Origin of the sequence: Microbulbifer epialgicus (assembly GCF_041447265.1) — a bacterium.
GTDB classification, from domain to species: domain Bacteria; phylum Pseudomonadota; class Gammaproteobacteria; order Pseudomonadales; family Cellvibrionaceae; genus Microbulbifer; species Microbulbifer epialgicus.
This window is the reverse complement of sequence record NZ_JBGMEK010000034.1, coordinates 14,023-35,669: the sequence shown is the minus strand read 5'-3', so window position 1 is coordinate 35,669 and position 21,647 is coordinate 14,023. Positions and strand designations below refer to the sequence as shown.

The window sequence follows — 21,647 nt, the reverse complement described above, 5'->3', positions numbered from 1 at the left end:
GCTGGCCGAAAGGGGCTCATTCATCCGCCCCCGGCCAATGACGGCACTTTCCTGCTCGAACCATTACCCTGAGCAGAAAAAAGGTATTTCCCAGTCATTAATCGATCTTGAGTGGCTGAACAATGATGGTCAGAGAGCGCTAGGCTACTGACAAAGACTTGACTTGTAAATGATAATGATAATAATTATCAGAATTATACAGAGGAGGTCACACTGTGCTTGGATGCAACCGCGTCAAAAAGAAAATCAGTATTGGGGAAGAGGTCTTTGGGATATTGAATTCCATTCCTAGTCCTTTGCTCTGTGAGATGCTTGGTTATGCGGGTTACGACTTCATCATCCTGGATACCGAGCATGTTCTGACCTCCCCAAGGGATCTCGAGCACGCTATACGCGCCGCTGAAAACGCTAATCTGACTCCCTTTGTACGCGTACCCAGCACAGATTCGGCTCTGATTGCCCGTGTTTTGGACTGCGGCGCACAGGGTATTGTAATTCCAAGGGTTTCTTCCGCGAAACAAGCTGCTGATGCTGTTGCCGCCGTCCGTTTTCCGCCACTTGGCAAGCGCGGTATTACCGGTGGGCGGCCTACGGGGTTTGGCACGCTCACGTTGGATGATTATATGGCGCAAGCTAACCGGGAAATCATGCTGATATTGATGATTGAGGACTGCGACGGTTGTGATGCTCTTCCCCAAATCCTTCAGCTATCCGGCATTGACGCCATTTTGGAAGGAGCGCTGGATTTAAGTATTGCCATGGGGCATGGCAGCCAGGTTCAGCACCCTGAAGTACAGTCAGCCATTGCGAAAATGGCGGCAGACTGTGCCAGCGCCAATACGATTTTTTGTGCTCTGCCCCGCCAACCTGGCCAGATTGAAACCTGGCGTCAGAAAGGTATCCAGATGTTCCTGGCCGGTGAAGACCGAGGCATTCTCTTTCGTCAGCTCAAGGGGCACTTGAGCACCCTTAAACAAGGCTAACCCTCTTCAGAAATCCCACACGAACTAATCGCACTTATACACAAGGGAAATACCATGAGTTATCACCAACGTCTCGGTCGCCGCACATCTTTGGCAATCGCGATTTTTAGTGCTCTGCACGTAAGCGCTTCACTCGCTGAGGAGGGGGCTGCTGTTGATATGGAGGAGGTAACAGTCACCGGCAGCCTGCTAGGGCAATCAAGTCTGGAGGAGATTAAAAGCTATGCGGGCAACCGCAGTATTTTGACCGCAGAAATGCTGGAGAAAAGTGCGAGCCTTTCCATCGACGCTGCTTTACAGCAAGTGCCCGGCATCAAAGTTCAGGATGAAACGGGTACCGGCGTGTTGCCCAATGTTGCCGTTCGCGGCCTGAGCGCGAGCCGTAGCGGTTACACTCAATTCTTGGTTGACGGTGTGCCATTGACGCTTGCCCCCTATGGTCACACTGGCCAGTCACTCTTCCCTGCCACCTTGAAGAGTCTGGACCGGATAGACATTGTCCGCGGTGGCGCGGCTGTTCAATACGGTCCCAACAATGTCGGTGGCGTTATTAATCTGGTTACCAAACCAATTGCTGAAGACTGGCAAACTAGCCTGGAGGAGAAAGTAACTTTTTTCAGCGGGGGTAATCACTTAACAGATACTTACTTGCGCACTGGTGGTCAAGTTAATGAGAGCTTCGCACTGCAACTGGAAGGCAACATCGTTAAAGGAGAATCTTTCCGGGATCACTCAGATACTGATGTGCAAAACTGGATATTGAAAAGCCGATGGGATATTGATGCCGAGCAGTCTCTAGGCGTTACTCTGCAACAGTATGATGCCGAAACCGATATGCCGGGAGCTCTACATACTGAAGCCTTCGAGCAAGATCGCACCCAATCACTTCGTCCCAATGACGAGTTTAGTGGCGACACAACTCGAGCCACTGTGCAATATAATCGCCAGTTCGACAGCTTGGGAGCAGCCGATGGTGGTGAATTCAATTGGACCACATTTGGCCACAACTCCAGCCGCAACTTCCAATGGGATTTCACCACAGACCCTAGTGCTGACCACTGGGCTGATACCCGCGCCCCTGCTACTCATCTGCGGAGTTCCCCAAGAGAGTTTAAAGTTTGGGGAACTGAACCTCGTATGGCTTTGCAATTCAACGGTGAAGACGTCAATCACAAACTTACAGCGGGTGCCCGCTTGGTCAAAGAGGACATTGACTATCAACTCGGGCAGGTCTTGCTCAGCACCAATACAGAAAGCATCCCAAGAGACTGGCACTTAGAGACCTCTGCTGTCGCCATCTACTTAAGCGATGAAATCCAGTTACTGGATCAGCGACTGACTATTAGCCCCGGTATCCGGTATGAAAATGTTGATATGACTTTTCAGGACTTGATAGCAGGTACAGAAACGGACAATTCCCTGACTGAAGTCTTGCCAGGATTGACAGTTGGCTACCAGGCCGGAGACAACTGGTTCGTTTACAGCAACGCCCAGCGTTCTCTACGGGTACCGCAAATAGCGGTCATTCGCGGAGTAGGTGAGGAAGGCGCTGAACTTGCTTGGAATTACGAAGCCGGACTACGCTACACACTTGGTGATTCTGTTAGCCTGAATACCTCCTTGTATCGCATTGATTTCAAAGATCAACTGCTCTATAACAGCTTTGAGCAGAGCTTTGACAATATCGGTGAGACACGGCACCAGGGGATAGAAATCGAAGGTAGCCTTACTCCTCAATCTCTGACCAACTTGACACTAAATGTGGCGTACAATTACCTCGACAGTGAACAAAGAGAGGGGGTTAATACCGGAAACGAGTTGCCTTACGCATCAAAGCATCAGATACACTGGGATGCCAGTTACGCCTTCGACAGTGTTGATGCCACGCTTTCCGGTTTCTACTACAGCAGCGCCTTCAGTGATCAGTCGAATGCCGAAGAAGAAAACGCCGCAGGCACAACCGGAGAGCTGCCATCTTATATGGTGTGGAATCTGCAAATAAGTAAGACAACGGAGCTTAGCGGTGATGGCACTTTATACACTGCCCTCTCAGTTAACAATCTGTTTGACAAAGAGTATTACTTCCGAGGTATTGATGTTAGCCCTGCCGGTCGCTACCCCGCACCTTCCCGTTCTATCAGTGCTGAAGTGAGATACACATTCTGATAACTTGTCAGCCAACGGCCTGCACCGGTTCCCAAATCCGGTGCGGGATTTAGCAGGGTTCCCTCATGAAACGCCGGTTTAAACAACTCCACATAGTCCTGGCTTTGATAAGTGGTCTATTTATCCTCAATGCCAGTATCACTGGATCGCTATTGGTTTTTGGTAAAGAGTTACAGCAGCTGTTGCAGCCGGATCTATGGACAATCGCTCCTGACAACAAATCTGTTGATATCGTTGCTGTTGTTAAAGGCATTTCACAGACAGCCCAAGAACAAGGTCTGAAGATCGAACAGATCAGTATCGAGGAAAAACCTGACCGGCCATGGGTTATCACTGTGTCAAATGCCGTTCAGTGGAACTTTAATCCTTATACTGAGAAGGTGATTCATCGCTACCCCAAAGGCCAGGACTTTTATCACAAGATCATGAGTTGGCACCGGTGGCTGTTGATGGAAGACAATGCTACCAAGTCGTGGGCTCGCTATATCACCTCCAGTGCTGCACTGATTCTGATTATTGAAATCGTGCTCGGATACATGCTGTGGTTTAACTCGAAGAAAGCACGGCGGAAGTATCGGCGCTCAGGCAAGAATAACTGGCGACTTCGCATTCGTCAGTTCCATATCTCCGTCGGAGTCTATACCGGTATCGTGCTAATATTGGTTGCGTTTACAGGCCTGAGTTTTCACTGGCCTACAGCTCCTCTGTATGAAGCCGCAACCTTCAGCGCTATGGAGCCCCGCCCTAAACTGGAGCCAGTCACCAAAGGCGGACTCGACCAACTGGATGTGGCCCTACAACAAGCAGGCACCCATCTTCCCGATGCGGCGCTACGCCGAATTTACTTTCCCAAGCAAGAGGGAGAGTCTTTGCTGTTGAGAATGCAGTACCCTGATGAGTCTGCGCCATTCAGTTATCTATGGATAGACGGCGGTAGTGGGCATGTTCTCGGGGTACAGGATTCATCCAAATTGAGCAGAGCAAATCGACTTTGGAATTTTAAATACGCTTTTCATATTGGAGACTTTGGAGGGGGGGTGACCAAGGCACTTTGGCTACTATTCGCGTTATTGCCAGGTTTGTTCGTTGTCAGCGGGCTATGGTTATTTTTGAGTATGTCATTTAAACGCAAAGGAATTTTGCTGCACCATTTCAAATTTAATCAGCCTGAAATACCCAGATAACAGCGATTGTTCTATCTTGGAAGATCTCATAAGGGAAGGGTGATTTCCAAAGTACAAACGAGTGGAAAACATTTTCGTTCAAAACTAAAGCGAGTAAACCATTGGGCCAGGGAGGCCCGGAACAGGGGTAGTCTGTCGGATATATGGAAAATATTCCGTGCAAAGCTGGTGGGGCATATCGGATACTTTGGCATTACCTTCAATACCGAGCCCGTAAGAAGACTCCTGTATCAAGCACCCCGAATTCTGTTCAAATGGCTAAATCGAAGAGGCCGGAGGAAGTCGTTCAATTGGGCTCAGTTCAACCGCTTTATACGGGTCTTTCCATTGCTGAGAGTGAGAATTTATCACTTTCTTTATCAACCGATAGCAGCGTGAATGGTTCTGTTTTGAGTCCAGTGTGTAAATAGCGCCTAACGAGGGGAGTCCGAGTGACCCGCTCCTTTATTCACCCAGCTGATTACATGTCCCACAATGAGTTAGTGGCCATAGACAGAGTGATTCGCTCCTTATCCTGTATCTGTTTCAGGTCCTCGAAAACCTCCTTAACCTCCAGGGATTCGATTGCTCCATAAACAGCTTCGTAGAGGCCGGAAAAATATCGATCTACTTCACGCCCCATACTATTGATTTCTCGAATGGTCGGTGGATCACTGAGTGGCATGTGGCGAATAAAGTCCTTTGAACTTTCTTCATGGGTGTATTGCAGCCACGTCTGCATCGCTTTCTGCTGTGATATCTCCCCGTAATTGGCCAAATTTCTAGCCATTCGCTGTTCGTGTTCCAACATATGTTTCAATAATAACTGCGTTCGGTAATCTTCAGATTTATCTAGCAGTTCCTCATAAAGAGCTGCCATATCCAAGTGAAATTTCTCGGCGTCTTTTATTACTTCAAAAGCTTGCTTGAAGGTTTTCATAGGTTTGCCCTTTGGTACCTAGTGATTTTACATTGGGCAGGAAAAACAGGTCATATCCTTTTGTGGCCATACCCTAAAGTATCGTTATAGTGCATTTATCCAATTGATCAAGATCTGGGGAAATACGCCAAACAGCAACAGAGTTCCGGTAAGAATTGTAAGTAGTAGCTGACCGGAAACAGCAATTTGAATACTACCCGCTGATTCTGAAACGGTGGTGCTTTCCCGTTGAACCATGGTTAATAACAGGCGTAGGTAGTAGAAAAGCCCGAGAGCACTGCCAATGACGACACCTGCCAGGAGTATCCACATCTGCCCCTCTACACCAGCGGTAAAAATGTAGAATTTCCCAATGAAACCAATGGTCAGGGGAATTCCTGCGAGAGACAGGAGCATGGCTGCGAGACATCCGGCGAGCCAGGGGGAACGCCACAATAGACCTCGGTAAAATTCTCGTTGATAGGGGTCTTCTGATTCATCTCTTGGATTATCAGGGTATTTTCCCTGAAGAATTTTCTCCTCAATAGAATCTGCTATCAGGCCGACTACTGCAAATGACCCCAGTGTGGTGATGATATAGGCTACAAGGTAATAGATTACAGCTTCAGTCCCAAAGGTGCTTTTTCCGATAAGAAAAGCCACAATCAAGTAACCTATATGGCCGATAGAGGAATATGCCAAGAGTCGCTTGATATTGGATTGCATCAGTGCCAATAAGTTACCTACCAGCATACTGGCTACGGCTGCAATGGATAGCATGTCAATTAAAATCTGACTGCCATATAGGTCCAAAGTATTAAAGAAGCGCAACATGAAGCCAATAACAGCCCCCTTGCTCACAGTCGCAATCAGGGCCGTGGTAGGTGTTGGGGCTCCCTGGTAGACATCTGGCGTCCAGATATGAAAAGGGACCAAGGATAGCTTAAAGGCAATTGAAATAAGGAGCAGGGTAACTCCAGTGGCAAATAGAGTGGATGTCTGTGAAAGTTCTGCCATATGAGAGGCTATACTGCTAAATTCCAGGGAACCACTCGCGCTGTAAATTAACGCTATACCAAACAGCCCGAGCGCAGTGGATAAAGCAGACAAGATTAAATATTTGATTGCAGATTCCAGTGACTGCACCTGTTCCCTTTGAGATGACAGGTCACCGGTTACTGAGAAACCGAGCATCGGATACAAGGCCAAGCTGATTAGCTCAAGCCCTAGAAAAAACGTGGCAAAGTGGCTGGCAAATACCAGAGTGGTTGCTCCCAACATCGCCAATAGCAATAGTATGTAAAACTCTTCTGGATAACTATCTGAATTTTCGTTTGGGTTACAGCGCAGTCGCAGGTAACTGTATCCCATAATACTGACTGCAATGGCAGTAAGGAGAAGTAACAGGCAGAAAAACAGTGAAGTGTGATCCACCAATAAAAGAGCTGTTACCTGAATGGAGCTGACGCCATTAGATAAAGTGGCACCAACCCAGAAACATGAAGCGATTGCCAGCAGCAAGGTAATCATGGTGGTTGCCAGCCCCCCCGCATGCCCCCGCCAGAAAGAAACCTGTAGCAAGAGAATGACGATCCCAGCACTTAATAGCAGTAGAGGCAGTATCCCAAAAAGTTCCTGTGAGCTCATGGAGACGAATTCTCTTGTAGGGTTGGATTTATCCAGGCCTGTACCCGGGAGGAGGATTGGCCACTGATTGTGCTAGCGGTTTCTATTTTTTTGATTGATCTGGCAACAGTGGGCTCGGAGATATTGAAGATCGGTTGCGGACGTAAGCCAATTAGGATTAGGACTAAGGCCAGGGAGAGCAGAGCACAGGATTCCCGCAAGCTCAAATCTGTTGTTGCACCCTCTTGTCGAGGCAGTTTCAGCCGTTTATTTAATTCCCCAAAGAAAACTCTTTGCATCATTAGTAACGCGTAGAGGGCGGCCCCGATCAAACCAATAGCGGCGAGCGCTGTGATCCAGTGGTTACTACGGAAGCTGCCTACCAATACGGTAAATTCGGCAACAAAGTTTCCCAGGCCTGGTAAACCGAGGGAGGCCACTGCAAAAAATAGTGCAACCGCCGATAACTTGGGTAATAGCGCCCATACTCCTCCCAGTTGCTGCATATCCCGCGTATGTAATCGGTGTTGTAGGGCGCCGACGAGGGCGAATAGGGCTGCGGTGCTTAGGCCATGAGCAATCATTTGCATCACGGCGCCTTGGACTGCAATGGTATCCAATGCATAGAGCCCCAAAAGGACAAAGCCCATATGGCTGACGCTGGAATAGGCTACCAATCGCTTCATATCCTGCTGTGCAAATGCCATCATGGCTCCGTAGACGACACCGATGGCTCCAATCGTCATAGCCACAGGCGCAAATGCCATTGAGCTTTCTGGGAACAAGGGAAGGTTAAAGCGCAATAAACCGTAGGCACCGGTTTTTAGAAGAATGGCGGCCAGCAAAATACTGCCAGCTGTTGGGGCCTGAGTATGGGCGTCCGGCAGCCAAGTATGGAAGGGTAGTGCCGGCAGCTTAACAATAAATGCCACAAAGAACCCTAGCATCAACCAATAGGCTGCAGAGGATGAGAGTTCGGCCCCGAGTAGGTCGTTGTAATTGAAAGTGAGCTGGCCAGTGTTTTTAAAGTGTATGTAGGCCAAAGCCACTATTGCGATTAACATCAGCAGGCTGCTGGCCTGGGTAAAGATAAAGAACTTGATTGCAGCATAAATTCGCCCTTCATAGCCCCATACCGCAATCAAAAAGAGCATGGGGATCAGCATGACCTCCCAAAAGAAAAAGAATAGGAACAAGTCAATTGCGGTGAAGACTCCCACTACACCGGCGAGAGTCCAAAGGTAATTGAAATAAAAGAATCCACGGCGAAATTGGATATCATCCCAGGTCATGATTAGCCCAAAAATCCCCATCGCAATTGTCAGAGTGAGCATTAGAAAACTCAATCCATCAATGGCCAGGTGAAAGCTGATGCCGAATCTGGGAATCCAATTGACCTGTAAACTATCCCACCAGGACCCACCGCCCACCACCTCGGGGGTGGCGAGAAAAGACCAGTAATTAAAGAGAAGCAGAGCTGCCAACAAGAGACTGAAAAGGCTGATCCAGCGTCCACCCCGTTGTAAATACCGCTCCGCAAGCCAGGCGATAATACCCCCCGCGAATAATATGAGAATGATTGCGAGTAATGTCATAGGGCCACCAAGAGTGCGAGGAACAGGATGGAACCTGCGGCGAAAGTTACCAGATACCAGCGCACCTGGCCGTTTTGGGAAGAGCTAAGGATGCTGTTGAGCTGCTGGCTGAATGCCGCAGTGCCCTTATAAAGGCTGTCGATAATGTCGTTGTGATTCAGGCGGGCCAGCGCTTTAAATGGCTTGGCCAGAAGGTGCTCATAAAGCCAATCGAAACCCCATCCACTGAACCAGTACTGCATAATGGAAGAGCGTTGTTCACCAGATTTTTTCTCTTTCTTGAATAGCTGCCAAGCGATAGTTAACCCGATCAGGGGCATGGCAATGGCTATTCCTTCGACCCAGGCCGCGTGATGCTCGCTCGGTGTCACTCCAAACACTGCCTGTAGTGGTGGTGCCAACAGTCCACCAAAAAGGGCCAGTACAGCGAGGATAGTCAGGGGTACAGTCATTACTGCTGTATTAGCATCCTTACATTGTAATGAAGCGCTTCCCTCACTGCCGGCAAAAACCATAAAGAGCACGCGGAAACTGTAGATACCGGTCACCAGCGCGCCCACGATGCCGGCAAGCCAAAAGCTGTTAAAGCCCTGATGGAATTCCCAGGCGCTCAACAGTATATGATCTTTGCTGTAGAAACCGGAAGTAAAGGGCAGGGCAGCCAGGCAGGCACATCCGATAGTGAAGCAAATAAATGTAAATGGAATTTTTCGAAAGAGACCACCCATAGCAAAAATATTTTGCTCATGATGCAAGCTAAGAATTACTGAACCGGCTGAGAGGAAAAGCAGAGCTTTGAAGAAAGCGTGGGTCATCAAGTGGAAGATGGCTCCAGACCAGGCTCCTACGCCCAAGGCCAGAAACATATAGCCTATTTGACTAATCGTGGAATATGCCAACACCCGTTTGATATCGCTCTGCGCAATGGCGCTAAAGCCCGACAGTAGCAGGGTGAGGGCGCCAACAATTGCCACCGCCGTCATGGCAGTCTCGGATAGTAGATACAGGGGATGCATACGGGCAATCAGGTAAACACCGGCGGTTACCATGGTAGCTGCATGGATTAAGGCACTAACCGGCGTCGGACCGGCCATAGCATCCGGCAGCCAGGTCTGTAATGGTAGTTGCGCGGATTTACCTACGGCGCCACCAAGTAATAATAGAGTGGCGATGGTAATGACTTGTGGATCGACAGCAGAACTTTCGGCGGCAGAAACCAATTGCGGAATGTTGAGCGTCGAAAACTCGAAAAAAAGAAGAAATAGACCAATCGCCATGGCGGTATCGCCGATACGGGTGACGATAAAAGCTTTTTGTGCGGCCGCACCATTGGCCGGGTTTTTATACCAGAAGCCAATAAGTAGGTAACTGCACAGACCGACGCCTTCCCAGCCCAGGTAGAGTAAAACCAGATTGTCGGCCATGACCAGAATCAGCATGGCGCATACGAATAGATTCAGGTAGGCAAAGTAGCGACGAAAGTCTGAATCCTCGCGCATATACCCGGCAGAATAGAGATGGATTAAAAAACCTACACCAGTGATGATCATCAACATGACCAGCGTAAGCCAGTCTATATGGAAATTGAACCCCAACTGTAGGTTGTCGACCAGCATCCACTGCCACAGTCTGATATAGACTACCTCAGCGGGGTTGCCCCAGAATACTGTTGCAGCCACGATTGCAGTAATAAGCGCGGCAATACCGACGCTGCCCACACCGATAAAAGTGACAATCTTTTCTGGAGGCTCACGACGATAGAATAGCGGTATGGCCACCAGTACCAGGAAGCCAATAAGCGGTAGAAGTGGCACCCAGGCCAAAAGCCCCTGCATATTAACCTCTCAATTCACTCAGTTGATCAATATCGACAGTATGTTTACGGTGGTAAAATTGCAGGACCAAGGCGAGAGCTATGGCGACTTCCGCAGCTGCCAGGGTTACCACAAATATGAACATAACCTGCCCATCAGCATTGCCCCAATGTGCGCCGGCAACGACAAACATCAAGGCTGCGGCGTTGGTGCAAACCTCGACGCTCATCAACATAAAAATGACGTTACGCCGCATCATCAATCCGGCAAGTCCCAGACAAAAGAGTATCGATGCTAAAAGTACGCCCGCTTCCAACCCTGGTGCAGTTTCAAATGGCATTGCCGGAATCCCCTGTATCTATTTTTCTGCGGCGAGCGAGGTGAAAGGCACCTACCAGTCCGGCCAGCAATAGCATTGAAGCCAGCTCCACAGCAAGTACGTAGTGACTGAAAAGTGCAATGCCCACCTGTTTTGGGCCTATATAATGAAACGTCTGCGTCGAAGAGATCTGGCCACTGCTAACTAATAGAATCAATTGAATCAGTAAAAGCGCCGATAACAGTGCGGGCCCGATCCAGGTAGTGGGTTGCAGCCATGCCTGTTCCTGCGTAACCGTAGAGTCCCCCTGGTTGAGCATCATAATTACGAAAATAATCAGTACCATTATTGCGCCAGCGTAGATAATCACTTCCAGTGCGGCTGCCAATGGAGCACCGAACTGGTAAAAAATAACCGCCACCGACAATAGAGACGTTACAAGATAAAGGAGGGCGTGTACGGCGTTCCGGTGGAAAATCACCATAGTGGTGGAGACCACGGCGATTGTCGCAGTGAGATAGAATACGTAATTCATTTAGGCGCTCCCTCTCTGGTAGTTTCCATCATCTTTTTTATACGATGGGGATATTCCCATTGAAGATGATACGTCAATGTATTTATGGTTCTTTACAGATTGAGACTCTTTATATTGATCGGCTCGGCTTCGTTTTGAGCCTCGCCTTTGTCCTTCCCTGTAATGGCTTTACCGGCTACCTGATAAAAACTGTAATCGTGATATTTCCCTGGTCCGCTGATTAGAAGATCTTCTTTTTCGTACACCATGTTCTGCCTGTCGTATTCGCACATCTCGAAGTCTGGTGTTAACTGTATGGCGTAAGTAGGACAGGCATCTTCACATAGCCCACACATAATGCAGCGGGAGAAATTGATACGAAAATATTCTGGTCGCCAACGCCCATCCGGATCCTCGGTTTTTTGTAACGAAATGCAATCGGGGGGGCAGGCCACAGCACAGAGGTTACAGGCCACACATCGCTCTTCACCATTGGGGTCACGGGAGAGTATGATGCGACCCCGGTAGCGAGGCGCCAAATAGGGTTTCTGTTCCGGGTACTGTACGGTGACATTACGTCGAAATAGGTGCTTGAATACCAGCCACATGCTGCGAAGTTGACTAGCGATCATTTCCTTTCTCCCACCGGTAGTTCCAGAAATGTGTTGGGCTCTAGGCAATCCATAGCAATATCCCCGCAGTGGCAAGTAAATTTGCCAGTGATAAAGGCAGCATGACTTTCCAGCCAAACTTCATCAGCTGGTCATAGCGAGGGCGGGGCAGTGAGGCACGGAGCAAGATAAAAACCGCTACAAGAAGCGCAGTTTTCAAACAAAACCAGATAATGGGAGGCAACCAGGGACCGTGCCAGCCACCGAGGAAAAGTGTGGTGATCAGCGCAGAGATAAGAATTACAGCGAGATACTCACCTACGAAGAACATGCCAAACTTCATGCCGGAATACTCGGTATGAAATCCTGCAGTGAGTTCATGCTCTGCTTCGGGAAGATCAAATGGGGTTCTTCTGCTCTCGGCGATGCCCGCAATGAAAAATACAATAAAGCCGAGGAACTGGGGAACAATAAACCAGAGATCCTCTTGAGCATTGACAATATCCCGCAGATTAAAGCTGCTGGACAACATTACCACACCCATCAAGCTCAAACCCATAAACACTTCATACGAAACGGTCTGAGCAGCCGCACGCAATCCACCGAGTAAAGCATATTTATTGTTTGAAGCGTAGCCACCCAGAATAATGCTATAAACAGCAATAGAGCTCATTGCAAGTACAAATAATAAACCAATGTTGAGGTCAACCACTCCGATGTTCGGAGACATAGGCACAACGGCAAAAGCAATTAGCATGGTGGCCATAACAACGGTCGGTGCCAGTACAAAGACTGGAATATCGGCAAAACGTGGAATAAAATCTTCCTTAAAGAACAGTTTGATCATATCGGCCATTACTTGCAGTGTGCCGAAAGGGCCCACGCGATTTGGCCCTGGTCTGTCCTGCCAGAAACCGAGAAGACGTCGCTCGCCCCAGGTGAGTATTGCCGCAAGTATTACCGTAGCAATCAATACACCGAAAATATTTAGTAGTGTTATCCAGACTGGAGCGCTCATGGCTGATTCAACCTTCGGTAATGAGTGGGGCTGCCGCGGGCCGCAATAATGCGAATCCGGGCAACAGGGGAGACAGTGTCTCAAAATCCGGCAGGCCGAAGGGCACGCCTATAGTGCCAGGTGTGGTCGTGGAATTTATACGTGCCTCGGCACGATAAACCCCACAGCCTGTCTCCAGCTCTACCATCTCTCCTTGTCGGATGTCTGATGCCGCTGCATCTGCTTGGTTAACCAATACGAAAGGTGCCTCAATCACTTCTGAAATTCCCATAGCTTGGTTACTGAGCTCCTCAGATCCGAACAAACGATATACGGGAAGCATCTGTAGTTGGTCGGGATTACCCGGCAGCTCCGGTGACGCGGTTGAAGAAATTTCCCACTCTGGTATTGAGTGTTTAGGGCGCTCAATTCTGATTCCTGAAGGCCCTCCTTTTCGCTCACCACCCACCTCTTCCTGAAATTTGAATATGGATTGATTTGAGTTCCAGCCAGGTGACCAGATGTTGGCTTGCAATAATGTTTTATTAGGATTGTGTATGCCTTCCATACTGAAACTCATAGGGGCATCGGGATCCTGAATTGGCGGATCCTCGGAAACATGCGTTTCTGCGTGGATTGCCGTGCGTCCACTGTAGCGAGCCGTTTGGCGAGCGATCTTGAGACCATCGATGCGGAAATTTTCATCTGGCCCTAATGAATCTAGAACCTTTAATGTTCGAAATTCCCGAGCAACCGCATCGCTAAGGTCCGTGCTATGCTCCCATTCAGAAATATCTGCTAGATTTTCATATTTATCCGTGCAGAAATTGACAGCATCCACTAGCCAGCGCCAGCCCTCCTGGATAAACCCTCCACCCTCATAAACTGCGTAAAAACGTTGGGCCAGTCCATAATTGTTGACAAAGGTACCCTGAGATTCTGCCGTCGCCGATGTAGGAAAAATCCAGTCGGCTCGTTTTGCCGTGGGGCTAAGTAGGGTATCCAGAAGGAAGACCTCTTCAGTGTGAGTATATAGCTGTTCCAGGGATTTTTTATCCAGACGCCGATAGAGGTCATTTTCCAAAATAATTAATGATGTAGAAGTATTACTACTTTGATTTTCCTCAAGGGCTTCCAATAATTGTTCGAGGTGGCCCTTTTCACTATCGAATAATTGGATAATACCCAGGCTATTGACCTCATCACAGGTCAGGTAAAGCATGGTAGGTACTTTCCTAAACTCACTTAAGGTTGTGGCGAGCAGTGCGGCCCCTCTGAGGGTATCTGCATTTTTACTGGATGTGCCGGAGATGATTAATGGATTACGAGCATTGCGAAGTATTTCTACGATACTTTCAAGGGGTTCTTGTAGCTTTGGCTCAAGTCCGGTAGGAGGTCTTTCTGGATCAGAAATTGCTAAGGCTAGGTTTCTGGCAAATCCCGCAACCTTTTCCGGTGGCTCAAACAGGGCGGTGGAGACAATATCATTTAACGCACTCAGCTCTGTGCCGACAAAAATAATAGGGCTGCTGTCTCCCTCCAGCTGCCTTACAGAGGAATCCTGCCACAGTGGAATTTTCAGTGATTGCGCCTGCTGTTTTTGACGGTTGCGTGCTGCCTGACGCACAGCTAAGGAAATACGTGGGGCTGTATTGTAAATATCTTCTCCAAGTATCACTATTGCATCGGCATTTTCTATATCCGGTGTGGTAGGACTTTGGATACGCTCATCACATTGAATGGTATTGACCAGCTCTAACAATTCCTGGTCTCTTCTATTAAGGCCGGAATAAAAATTGGCTGGCCCCACTAGTTTCCTGAGCGCGAAATTATTCTCCAGTGAAGCACGGGGGGAGCCAATACCGATAAGCTTTTTTTCACCGCGCTGCCTAGCGGTTATTTGTTCAGCAAGGTGAAGGACGGCATCCTTTGGTGAGACCTCCCTGTGGAGTCGGTCGTCGGAATCTGCGGTTGAACTAATGACCTCTTCATGTCGGGCCGAGAGCACTTTCATGATACGTGTGGGGCTGTTGATATACTCGTAGCCAAATCGGCCTCTATCACAGAGGAAGTAACTATTAATATCATGATGATAGAGGTTGGTTACCCGCCGCAGTGTCGGTTCATGGCCATTGCCGGGTTCCCGTGCACCCGGAGCGGTATTACAGCCCACGGCACAATGTTCGCAAATGGATGGCGCGGACTGCAGGTCCCATTTGCGAACAAAATGTGCGCTAAAGGTTTTATCGGTAAACACACCAGTTGGGCAGACTTCCACCAGGTTTCCACTGAAGCTGTTTTCCAGGCGTCCCTCTTTTTGACGACCGAAATAAACCTGATGGTTTCTACCCAGTGCCTGCAGATCATTCCCACCAGCATAATCATTGTAAAACCTGACACAACGGTAGCAGGTAATGCAGCGATTCATTTCATGGTTAATAAAGGGACCTAAATGCTGGTTGCGATGGGTACGCTTTTTTCCCCGATAGCGGCGCATCGTATGCCCGGACATCTCCGTCATATCCTGCAGATGACACTCCCCGCCCTCTTCACATACAGGGCAATCGTGTGGGTGATTTGTCATCAGATCTTCGATAATGCCACCACGAAACTCCTCAGCTACCTCATTTTCAAGACTGTAAATGCCACCTTCGCGGACCGGCGTCATACAACTCATAACCAGTCGGCCATAATGGTCTTCGTTGTCTTTGTATTCGATCATGGCGCACTGTCGACAAGCACCGACGGATCCCATTTCGGGGTGCCAGCAAAAATAGGGTACATTTAATCCTAGTGATAGACAGGTGCTGAGCAGATTCTGCTCTCCGTCAACTTGGTATTTTTCACCATCAATAGTGATCGTTGGCATTGTCAGTCCATTATTGTTGTATCGACTTGCTTCCAATTACCGTTTTTTGTGCTAGCTCTGTTTGCCCGACTGCAACTCTGCATAGGGGCAGCAGCGCTTTTCTATGTGTTCGATAAAGTCTTGCTCGTATAATTTAAGGGCGCTTTGCAGAGGTTCGGCCGCGCCTGGAGCTAGGGCACAAAATGTCTTGCCCGGCCCTATATGCTGGCACTGTTCGCGCAGTAGATCGAGGTCCTCGGGCAATCCTGCACCCTCCTCAATTCGCTGAAGTATTTTTACAATCCAGGGCAGGCCATCGCGGCAGGGGGTACACCAGCCACAGGATTCTCGGGCAAAAAATTGTGAGAGGTTTAAGACCAGCCCTATAGGGCAGGTTTCGTTATCCAGTACAATAATTGTACCGGTGCCCATACGGCTGCCTGCCTTGCCAATAACGTCATAGTCCATCGGTAGGTCCAGGTGCTCTGGACCGAGGAAATCTGTGGAACCACCACCGGGCAGGAAACCTGTCAGTTCCAGCCCATCCTGCATGCCGCCGGCATAGGTTTCGATAATCTCCCGAATAGGGGTGCCCATAGGCAGCTCCCAAGTTCCGGGTTTTTTCACTTTTCCGCTCACCCCAAAAAGCTTACTACCGGCGTCTTGCCCGCGTCCCAATTCTCGGTACCAGTCGACCCCTAGTTCCACCAAGTGTGGGACATTGCAGAATGTCTCTACATTATTGACTACTGTGGGTTTTCCCCAAAGTCCACTAACCTGAGGAAAGGGCGGTTTAGCCCGGGGGATGGCACGGCGGCCTTCCAGTGCGTTTAAGAGCGCAGTTTCCTCGCCACAGATATAATTGCCTGCACTACGATGTATAAATATTTCCAGAGTAAATTTGCTATCTAAGATATTGCTGCCGAGCAACCCTTGTGCTTTGGCTTCTTCGACTGCATTTTCCAGTCGTTCTGCAGCTAGATGATATTCCCCTCGGATAAAAATGTAGCCAATCGAGGCACCGATCGCGTAGGCGGCGATGGCCATGCCTTCAAGTAGCAGGTGAGGATCGCGTTCCATCAACAATCGATCTTTGAATGTTCCAGGTTCCATTTCATCCGCGTTACAGACAATAAATTTTTGCCTGGGAGCATTCTCTCCGCGGGGAACAAAACTCCATTTGAGGCCTGTATTAAAACCTGCTCCGCCGCGGCCGCGTAAACCACCTTCCTTGACCTGATTAATAATTTCCTCTGGTCTCATGGTGAGGGCTTTGCGCCAGCCCTGATAGCCGCCATTTCCCAGATAGCGCTCGATATCTGTGGCAATATTCTGGTCGATGACATTTTTAGTCAGAGGATTTGTCAGCATGGTATTTCTTCTTTTTATCGATTAAGTCGTCGATAGCCGATTCATCGAGATTTCGATGCATTTCTTCGCCGAGCATCAGAACAGGAGCTTTATCGCAGTCTCCTAGGCAGGGAGTTTCCAGTAGCGTAAAAATACCGTCCTCAGAAGTTTGTCCTGGTTTAATATTCAGTGTGGTGGAAATATGTTGTTGTAGGCGACTACATCCCATAATCCAGCAACTGGCACTCTTGCAAAGATAGATGACTTCCTTTCCCACTGGCTGGCGGAAGATGAGCTGGTAATAGGTGGCCACGCCTTCGAGTTGCGCAACGGGAACCTTGAGGTAGTCGGAGATTGCCTGAATGCTGTCGTCGGAAATCCAACCGCGATATTTTTGTACAACTCTAAGTGCCTCCAATCCTACCGAGGACTTGTTCTCGTAGTGAGACGCTTCTCGATCGATTTCTGCTTTTTCCTGGGCGGTGAGTGTCCCAGAATATTTATCTGAATCCTTGTTACTGTGCTCCATTACTTCAACTGGTTCCGGTTCTAGTATGCTGGACATATATGCTTCCTCGGGCGAGTTCGCGGAGGCATATGTAAGGCGCCAGTACCGTAATGGGGCCTGGTGGCGCTGGCATATGGGAATATCCCGTGCACTGATCTCCTCCGCTGTAGTTCGGCCTTAGGCCGTGTTTTTATTGGTTACCGGTCCACGTCTGCCATAACAAAATCAATACTTGCAATGATTGCAATCAAATCGGCAATCAATAGCCCCCGAGATATCAATGGGATCATTTGTAAATGTGGGAATGAGGGCGTGCGTATTCGGGTGCGGTAGGAGGTGGTGCCGCCATCACTGATAATTTGGTAACTGTTCAGTCCCTTGGTGGCCTCAATAGGGAAACATACCTCCCCGGCTGGCATTACCGGCCCCCAGCTGTTATTGACGAAATGCTGAATCAGCGTTTCGATATCCTGCATAGTGCGCCCCTTGCGCGGCGGGGTAGTGAGCGGATGGTCTGACTTGTAGGGGCCTGAGGGCATGTTTTCCAGGCATTGGCGAATAATTCTCAGGCTTTGCCACATTTCATCCACACGCACACGGCAGCGATCGAAGCAGTCGCCACCATCGTAGCTGGGAATATCGAAATCAAATTGATCATAGCCACTGTAGGGGCGTTTTTTTCGCAGGTCCCATTCTAAACCAGTGGCGCGCAGTCCCGGCCCTGTAACACCCCACTCAATGGCTTCTGCAGTATTGTAGACACCGATCCCTCTGGAACGCCTCTGTAGTAATTTATTCTTAATAACCATACCATCGTAATCACGCAGGCGTGCAGGCATATAGTCGAGAAATTCCCGCACCATCTTATCCCAGCCCTCAGGCAGGTCCTCGGCCACGCCGCCGATGCGGAACCAGGCAGGATGCATACGTCCGCCGGTGATTGCCTCAACGATGCCAAACAACTTTTCCCGATCAATAAACATATAAAACACGGGGGACATCTGCCCGACATCCTGCGCGAAGGTGCCAAAAAATACCAAGTGGCTGGAGATACGGAAAAACTCGCACATCATTACCCGAATAACCTGGGCGCGCTCGGGAACCTCAATTCCCGCGAGTTGTTCAAGGGCTAAGACATAGGGCAGGTTATTCATAACCCCGCCCAAATAATCGATCCGGTCTGTGTAAGGGACGTAAGTGTGCCAGGCTTGGCGCTCAGCCATTTTCTCCGCACCGCGATGGTGGTATCCGATATCAGGCACCGCATCCACAATCTGTTCGCCATCGAGTTGCAGGGCAACGCGGAAAACACCATGTACACTAGGGTGATTGGGCCCCAGGTTAAGGAACATAAATTCAGAGTCTTCACTGGCGCGGGCCATTCCCCAATCTTCCGGACGAAACAGTAGCGCTTCCTGCTCTCGACGTTCTTTTTCCTCAGACAAGGAGAAAGGGTCCACCTCGGTGGCGCGAGCGTGATGATCTTTTCGTAAGGGGTGACCTTTCCAGGTCGGTGGCATCATGATGCGATGCAGGTGTGGGTGGCCGCTAAAGTCGATACCAAAAAGGTCCCACACTTCCCGTTCATACCAATTTGCGTTTTCCCATAGTTCGGTAATTGATGGCACCGAAAGATGGGACTCGGGAAGGGCAATCTTGATACGAATAAATAAATTACGGTTGAACGACAGTAATTGGTAGACCAGGGTAAAGTCGCTGCTGGGTTGTTTTTCCGGTCCCTCTCCACGGTTTACCCGCAGGCGCTCATCAATGGCACTGAGGTCGTAGAGCATGGAAAAGGGGCGAGAAATTTCCTGTTTTAGGAAACGCAACAGTGGAATCAGGGACTGGGAGTCTATCCACAGGGTGGGCATATCTCCGCTGTCGGGCTGCAGCCAGTAATTGTGCCAGCGGTACTCGCAATCCAGATCCCGCAGGAAGGACTGGGCTTCTTTACTGTAGGGAGTTTCACTGTGAACACTTTTTGCTATGACGCCAGTCATCGGGCATTCCGTTGTTATTGTCTATTCTGTCGGCGACAACAGTGCGATTACGGTTATACGGTATCTGGTGCGCGTAAAACGTCGGCGCGCATACGCTCCTCTCGATGTAAGTCACGTTGGCTCTGCTTAGGGATTTTCCTTGTTCCCTGGTCATCTACCACCCAGCTAAAGTTTCGTCGCTCGGCAGCAACAGACTTCTGCAATAGAGTCAATCCCTGAAGCAGTGCTTCAGGGCGGGGAGGACAGCCAGGCACATAAACGTCTACCGGAAGGAATTTGTCGACACCTTGTACCACGCTATAAATGTCGTACATGCCGCCTGAATTGGCACAGGAGCCCATGGAAATAACCCAGCGTGGTTCAATCATTTGTTCATATAAGCGCTGTAACACTGGGGCCATTTTTAAAAACACGGTGCCAGAAATTACGATTAAATCTGCCTGACGCGGCGTAGCGCGGATAACTTCCGCACCGAAGCGGGAGATATCGTGACGGCTGGTAAAAGCTGTGGCCATTTCTACGTAGCAGCAGGAAAGTCCGAAATTGAAAGGCCAGAGAGAATTGGATCGACCCCAGGCAATTAACTCTTGCAACTTGGTGAGTAAAATATTCTTTTCTAGGTCCTCGGTGTTATCACTCTTATCTGCCGGAGCAGAATCGGCCGCGATCACATCCTGAGCTTTCCTTAGCTGCCAGCGCATAGTGTGTTCCTAGTAGTATTTATTGATGATTTTTGCGCTGCTCAGACAGGCTTCTCTGGTGTCCACCCCAATCCAATGCTCCCAAGCGCCAGAGATAAATCAGGCCCACGAGTAAGATCACAATAAAAACGGTGGCTTCGATAAAGCCAAGCAGCCCTGTTTCATAAAATGCGATGGACCAGCTAAACAGATAGATAGCTTCCAGATCGAAAACAATGAACAAAATAGCAACAAGGTAATAGGCGACAGAAATACGTAAACGGGCGCTGCCCTGAGAAATAATGCCCGATTCAAAAGGTTCATCAGTTGCAGGGTCTCTGCGCTTTTGGCCGAGGAAATAGGAAAGTCCAAGCATTAATGTAATTAATGCCAATACGGCGAGGCAGTAAACAATTAGTGGCCATACTACCGGGTTGAACTGATCTGGGTAGTTCAACGTCTTTCTCCCCGATTTTTGCTGGGCCTTAGCCCGGGTTAATCACCGATACCGCAACGAAATTCACAGCACTAAAAATGATTGATAGGGGGATGCTTTCGCACTAAATGAAAGCTGAACGAATAAAGGTTTCTTATTCTCTGTACTTTGTGCCCACTCTGGGCGCATCTGTTTCGGTCTTGTGCCTATAAATGACCGTTCACTGTTTATAAATCGTTGCGGCAGTTTGCGCCAGTGCAGCTAAGGAACGTTTACTTCTTACGTATGCACTTTTTATGAGGGATAATTCTGTAATAATCCGCGACAGGTGGAATTTTGCGTAATTTGAAAATAAAAAAGGGGGTTGCTCCCCCTTTTTTTCGGTATTTAAATCGACATGCTAGTCAAAGTTATTGCCCCTTGTGGCTTATAGGTTACTGATTTCCTCCAGCTGCTGCTTCAAGCGCTCCTGGACACTCTTCATATCTGCAAGCTTGTCTTTTCCTTAGCGACAACCTCAGCAGGTGCTTTGTCAACAAACTTCGGGTTATTGAGCTTGCTTTCGACGCGAGCGAGGACCTTGGATAATTTTCGTTCTCTTTTTGCAAGTGTGCGCTTTCAGCTTTGACATCAATCAGTCCGGCCATAGGCACCAGCAGTTCCATATCGCCCACCACAACTGATGGGAAATACACCAGTCCTGGATATCGCACATCCAGGAGAAACACATATTTTCGAAGTTTTTTGGTACGAAGTTAACGCGGCCATCTTCAACGGTGGCGATGGCCTCATCGGCCAGGGGTTGGGTTTTTACGTACCGCCTCTATAACCTGCAGCAGCAACGCAGCGAGGTGTAAGCTGTCGGGCGCCGAAGGCGCGTAGTTGATTGGATTGGTACGCCCAGCATGGACGTGGACTAATGGGGTGAAAGTCCCCTGTAGGAAGCTCACCGTCTAATGGCTAACTACTAGCGAATGGCAACTGCAACACCGTGAGGCCTTGTGGGGAGGAAGCCGCTAGCAAAACTACGAGCTGACGAACAGAAACATCCTATAAGGCTTAGCCTGGAGGCGAGGTGGCCAAGGACACCGAAGACATGTGATCTAACGGGTAGA

General features: G+C 49.1%; 17 protein-coding genes and 2 pseudogenes. 3 read left to right on the top strand and 16 right to left on the bottom strand.

Features of this window, described 5'->3' with window-relative positions; all coding sequences use genetic code 11:
• Positions 1-215 precede the first annotated feature (215 nt).
• The 3 genes from ACCI49_RS14760 (at position 216) to ACCI49_RS14750 (ending at position 4,333) form a co-directional block, all read left to right on the top strand.
• On the top strand, positions 216-983 hold the full coding sequence (locus ACCI49_RS14760; RefSeq protein WP_371839803.1) for an HpcH/HpaI aldolase family protein: 768 nt from the start codon (positions 216-218) through the stop codon (positions 981-983).
• A 54-nt stretch (positions 984-1,037) separates the two neighbouring features.
• Entirely contained in the window at positions 1,038-3,149 is a 2,112-nt protein-coding gene (locus ACCI49_RS14755; protein ID WP_371839802.1) for a TonB-dependent receptor family protein, read from the top strand.
• A gap of 65 nt (positions 3,150-3,214) precedes the next feature.
• Positions 3,215-4,333, top strand: coding sequence for a PepSY-associated TM helix domain-containing protein (locus ACCI49_RS14750; protein WP_371839801.1), 1,119 nt, complete (start codon positions 3,215-3,217; stop codon positions 4,331-4,333).
• Positions 4,334-4,793: 460 nt separating this feature from the next.
• Here ACCI49_RS14750 and ACCI49_RS14745 read toward each other — a convergent pair whose 3' ends face one another.
• The 16 genes and pseudogenes from ACCI49_RS14745 to ACCI49_RS14670 form a co-directional block, all read right to left on the bottom strand.
• A complete protein-coding gene (locus ACCI49_RS14745) occupies positions 4,794-5,252 on the bottom strand; it encodes a hypothetical protein (protein WP_371839800.1) in 459 nt (152 codons plus the stop codon).
• A gap of 84 nt (positions 5,253-5,336) precedes the next feature.
• Positions 5,337-6,878, bottom strand: coding sequence for an NADH-quinone oxidoreductase subunit N (locus tag ACCI49_RS14740; RefSeq protein WP_371839798.1), 1,542 nt, complete (start codon positions 6,876-6,878; stop codon positions 5,337-5,339).
• Entirely contained in the window at positions 6,875-8,452 is a 1,578-nt protein-coding gene (nuoM, locus tag ACCI49_RS14735; protein ID WP_371839797.1) for an NADH-quinone oxidoreductase subunit M, read from the bottom strand. The genes ACCI49_RS14740 and nuoM overlap by 4 nt, the downstream gene beginning before the upstream one ends.
• The gene (gene nuoL, locus ACCI49_RS14730) at positions 8,449-10,287 is read right to left on the bottom strand and encodes an NADH-quinone oxidoreductase subunit L (protein WP_371839796.1); all 1,839 of its coding nucleotides are present in this window, start codon (positions 10,285-10,287) and stop codon (positions 8,449-8,451) included. The genes nuoM and nuoL overlap by 4 nt, the downstream gene beginning before the upstream one ends.
• Before the next feature lies 1 nt (position 10,288).
• Complete coding sequence (gene nuoK / locus ACCI49_RS14725; protein WP_442928493.1) at positions 10,289-10,606, bottom strand: NADH-quinone oxidoreductase subunit NuoK; 318 nt, start codon at positions 10,604-10,606, stop codon at positions 10,289-10,291.
• Positions 10,596-11,120, bottom strand: a complete 525-nt coding sequence (gene nuoJ / locus ACCI49_RS14720; protein ID WP_371839795.1) for an NADH-quinone oxidoreductase subunit J — start codon at positions 11,118-11,120, stop codon at positions 10,596-10,598. Before nuoJ ends, nuoK begins: the two co-directional genes overlap by 11 nt.
• Before the next feature lie 92 nt (positions 11,121-11,212).
• Complete coding sequence (gene nuoI, locus ACCI49_RS14715) at positions 11,213-11,731, bottom strand: NADH-quinone oxidoreductase subunit NuoI (RefSeq protein WP_371839793.1); 519 nt, start codon at positions 11,729-11,731, stop codon at positions 11,213-11,215.
• 40 nt (positions 11,732-11,771) lie between these two features.
• Positions 11,772-12,728, bottom strand: a complete 957-nt coding sequence (gene nuoH, locus ACCI49_RS14710) for an NADH-quinone oxidoreductase subunit NuoH (RefSeq protein WP_371839792.1) — start codon at positions 12,726-12,728, stop codon at positions 11,772-11,774.
• A 7-nt stretch (positions 12,729-12,735) separates the two neighbouring features.
• Positions 12,736-15,576 (bottom strand): NADH-quinone oxidoreductase subunit NuoG, encoded by a 2,841-nt coding sequence (gene nuoG, locus ACCI49_RS14705; protein WP_371839791.1) that lies wholly within the window; start codon positions 15,574-15,576, stop codon positions 12,736-12,738.
• A gap of 51 nt (positions 15,577-15,627) precedes the next feature.
• On the bottom strand, positions 15,628-16,926 hold the full coding sequence (gene nuoF / locus ACCI49_RS14700; RefSeq protein ID WP_371839790.1) for an NADH-quinone oxidoreductase subunit NuoF: 1,299 nt from the start codon (positions 16,924-16,926) through the stop codon (positions 15,628-15,630).
• Entirely contained in the window at positions 16,904-17,470 is a 567-nt protein-coding gene (nuoE, locus tag ACCI49_RS14695; RefSeq protein ID WP_371839789.1) for an NADH-quinone oxidoreductase subunit NuoE, read from the bottom strand. The genes nuoF and nuoE overlap by 23 nt, the downstream gene beginning before the upstream one ends.
• 140 nt (positions 17,471-17,610) lie before the next feature.
• Positions 17,611-19,416 carry an NADH-quinone oxidoreductase subunit C/D gene (gene nuoC / locus ACCI49_RS14690; protein WP_371839788.1) on the bottom strand — a complete coding sequence of 602 codons (1,806 nt, stop codon included), beginning with the start codon at positions 19,414-19,416 and terminating at the stop codon, positions 17,611-17,613.
• A 53-nt stretch (positions 19,417-19,469) separates the two neighbouring features.
• Positions 19,470-20,117 (bottom strand): NuoB/complex I 20 kDa subunit family protein, encoded by a 648-nt coding sequence (locus ACCI49_RS14685; RefSeq protein WP_442928492.1) that lies wholly within the window; start codon positions 20,115-20,117, stop codon positions 19,470-19,472.
• Between the two features lie 19 nt (positions 20,118-20,136).
• Entirely contained in the window at positions 20,137-20,553 is a 417-nt protein-coding gene (gene ndhC / locus ACCI49_RS14680) for an NADH-quinone oxidoreductase subunit A (protein WP_371839787.1), read from the bottom strand.
• Positions 20,554-21,012: 459 nt separating this feature from the next.
• Positions 21,013-21,084: pseudogene (locus tag ACCI49_RS14675) on the bottom strand (hypothetical protein); the annotation flags it as partial.
• Positions 21,085-21,202: 118 nt separating this feature from the next.
• Positions 21,203-21,349, bottom strand: a pseudogene (locus tag ACCI49_RS14670) (class I tRNA ligase family protein); the annotation flags it as partial.
• Between the last annotated feature and the right edge of the window lie 298 nt (positions 21,350-21,647).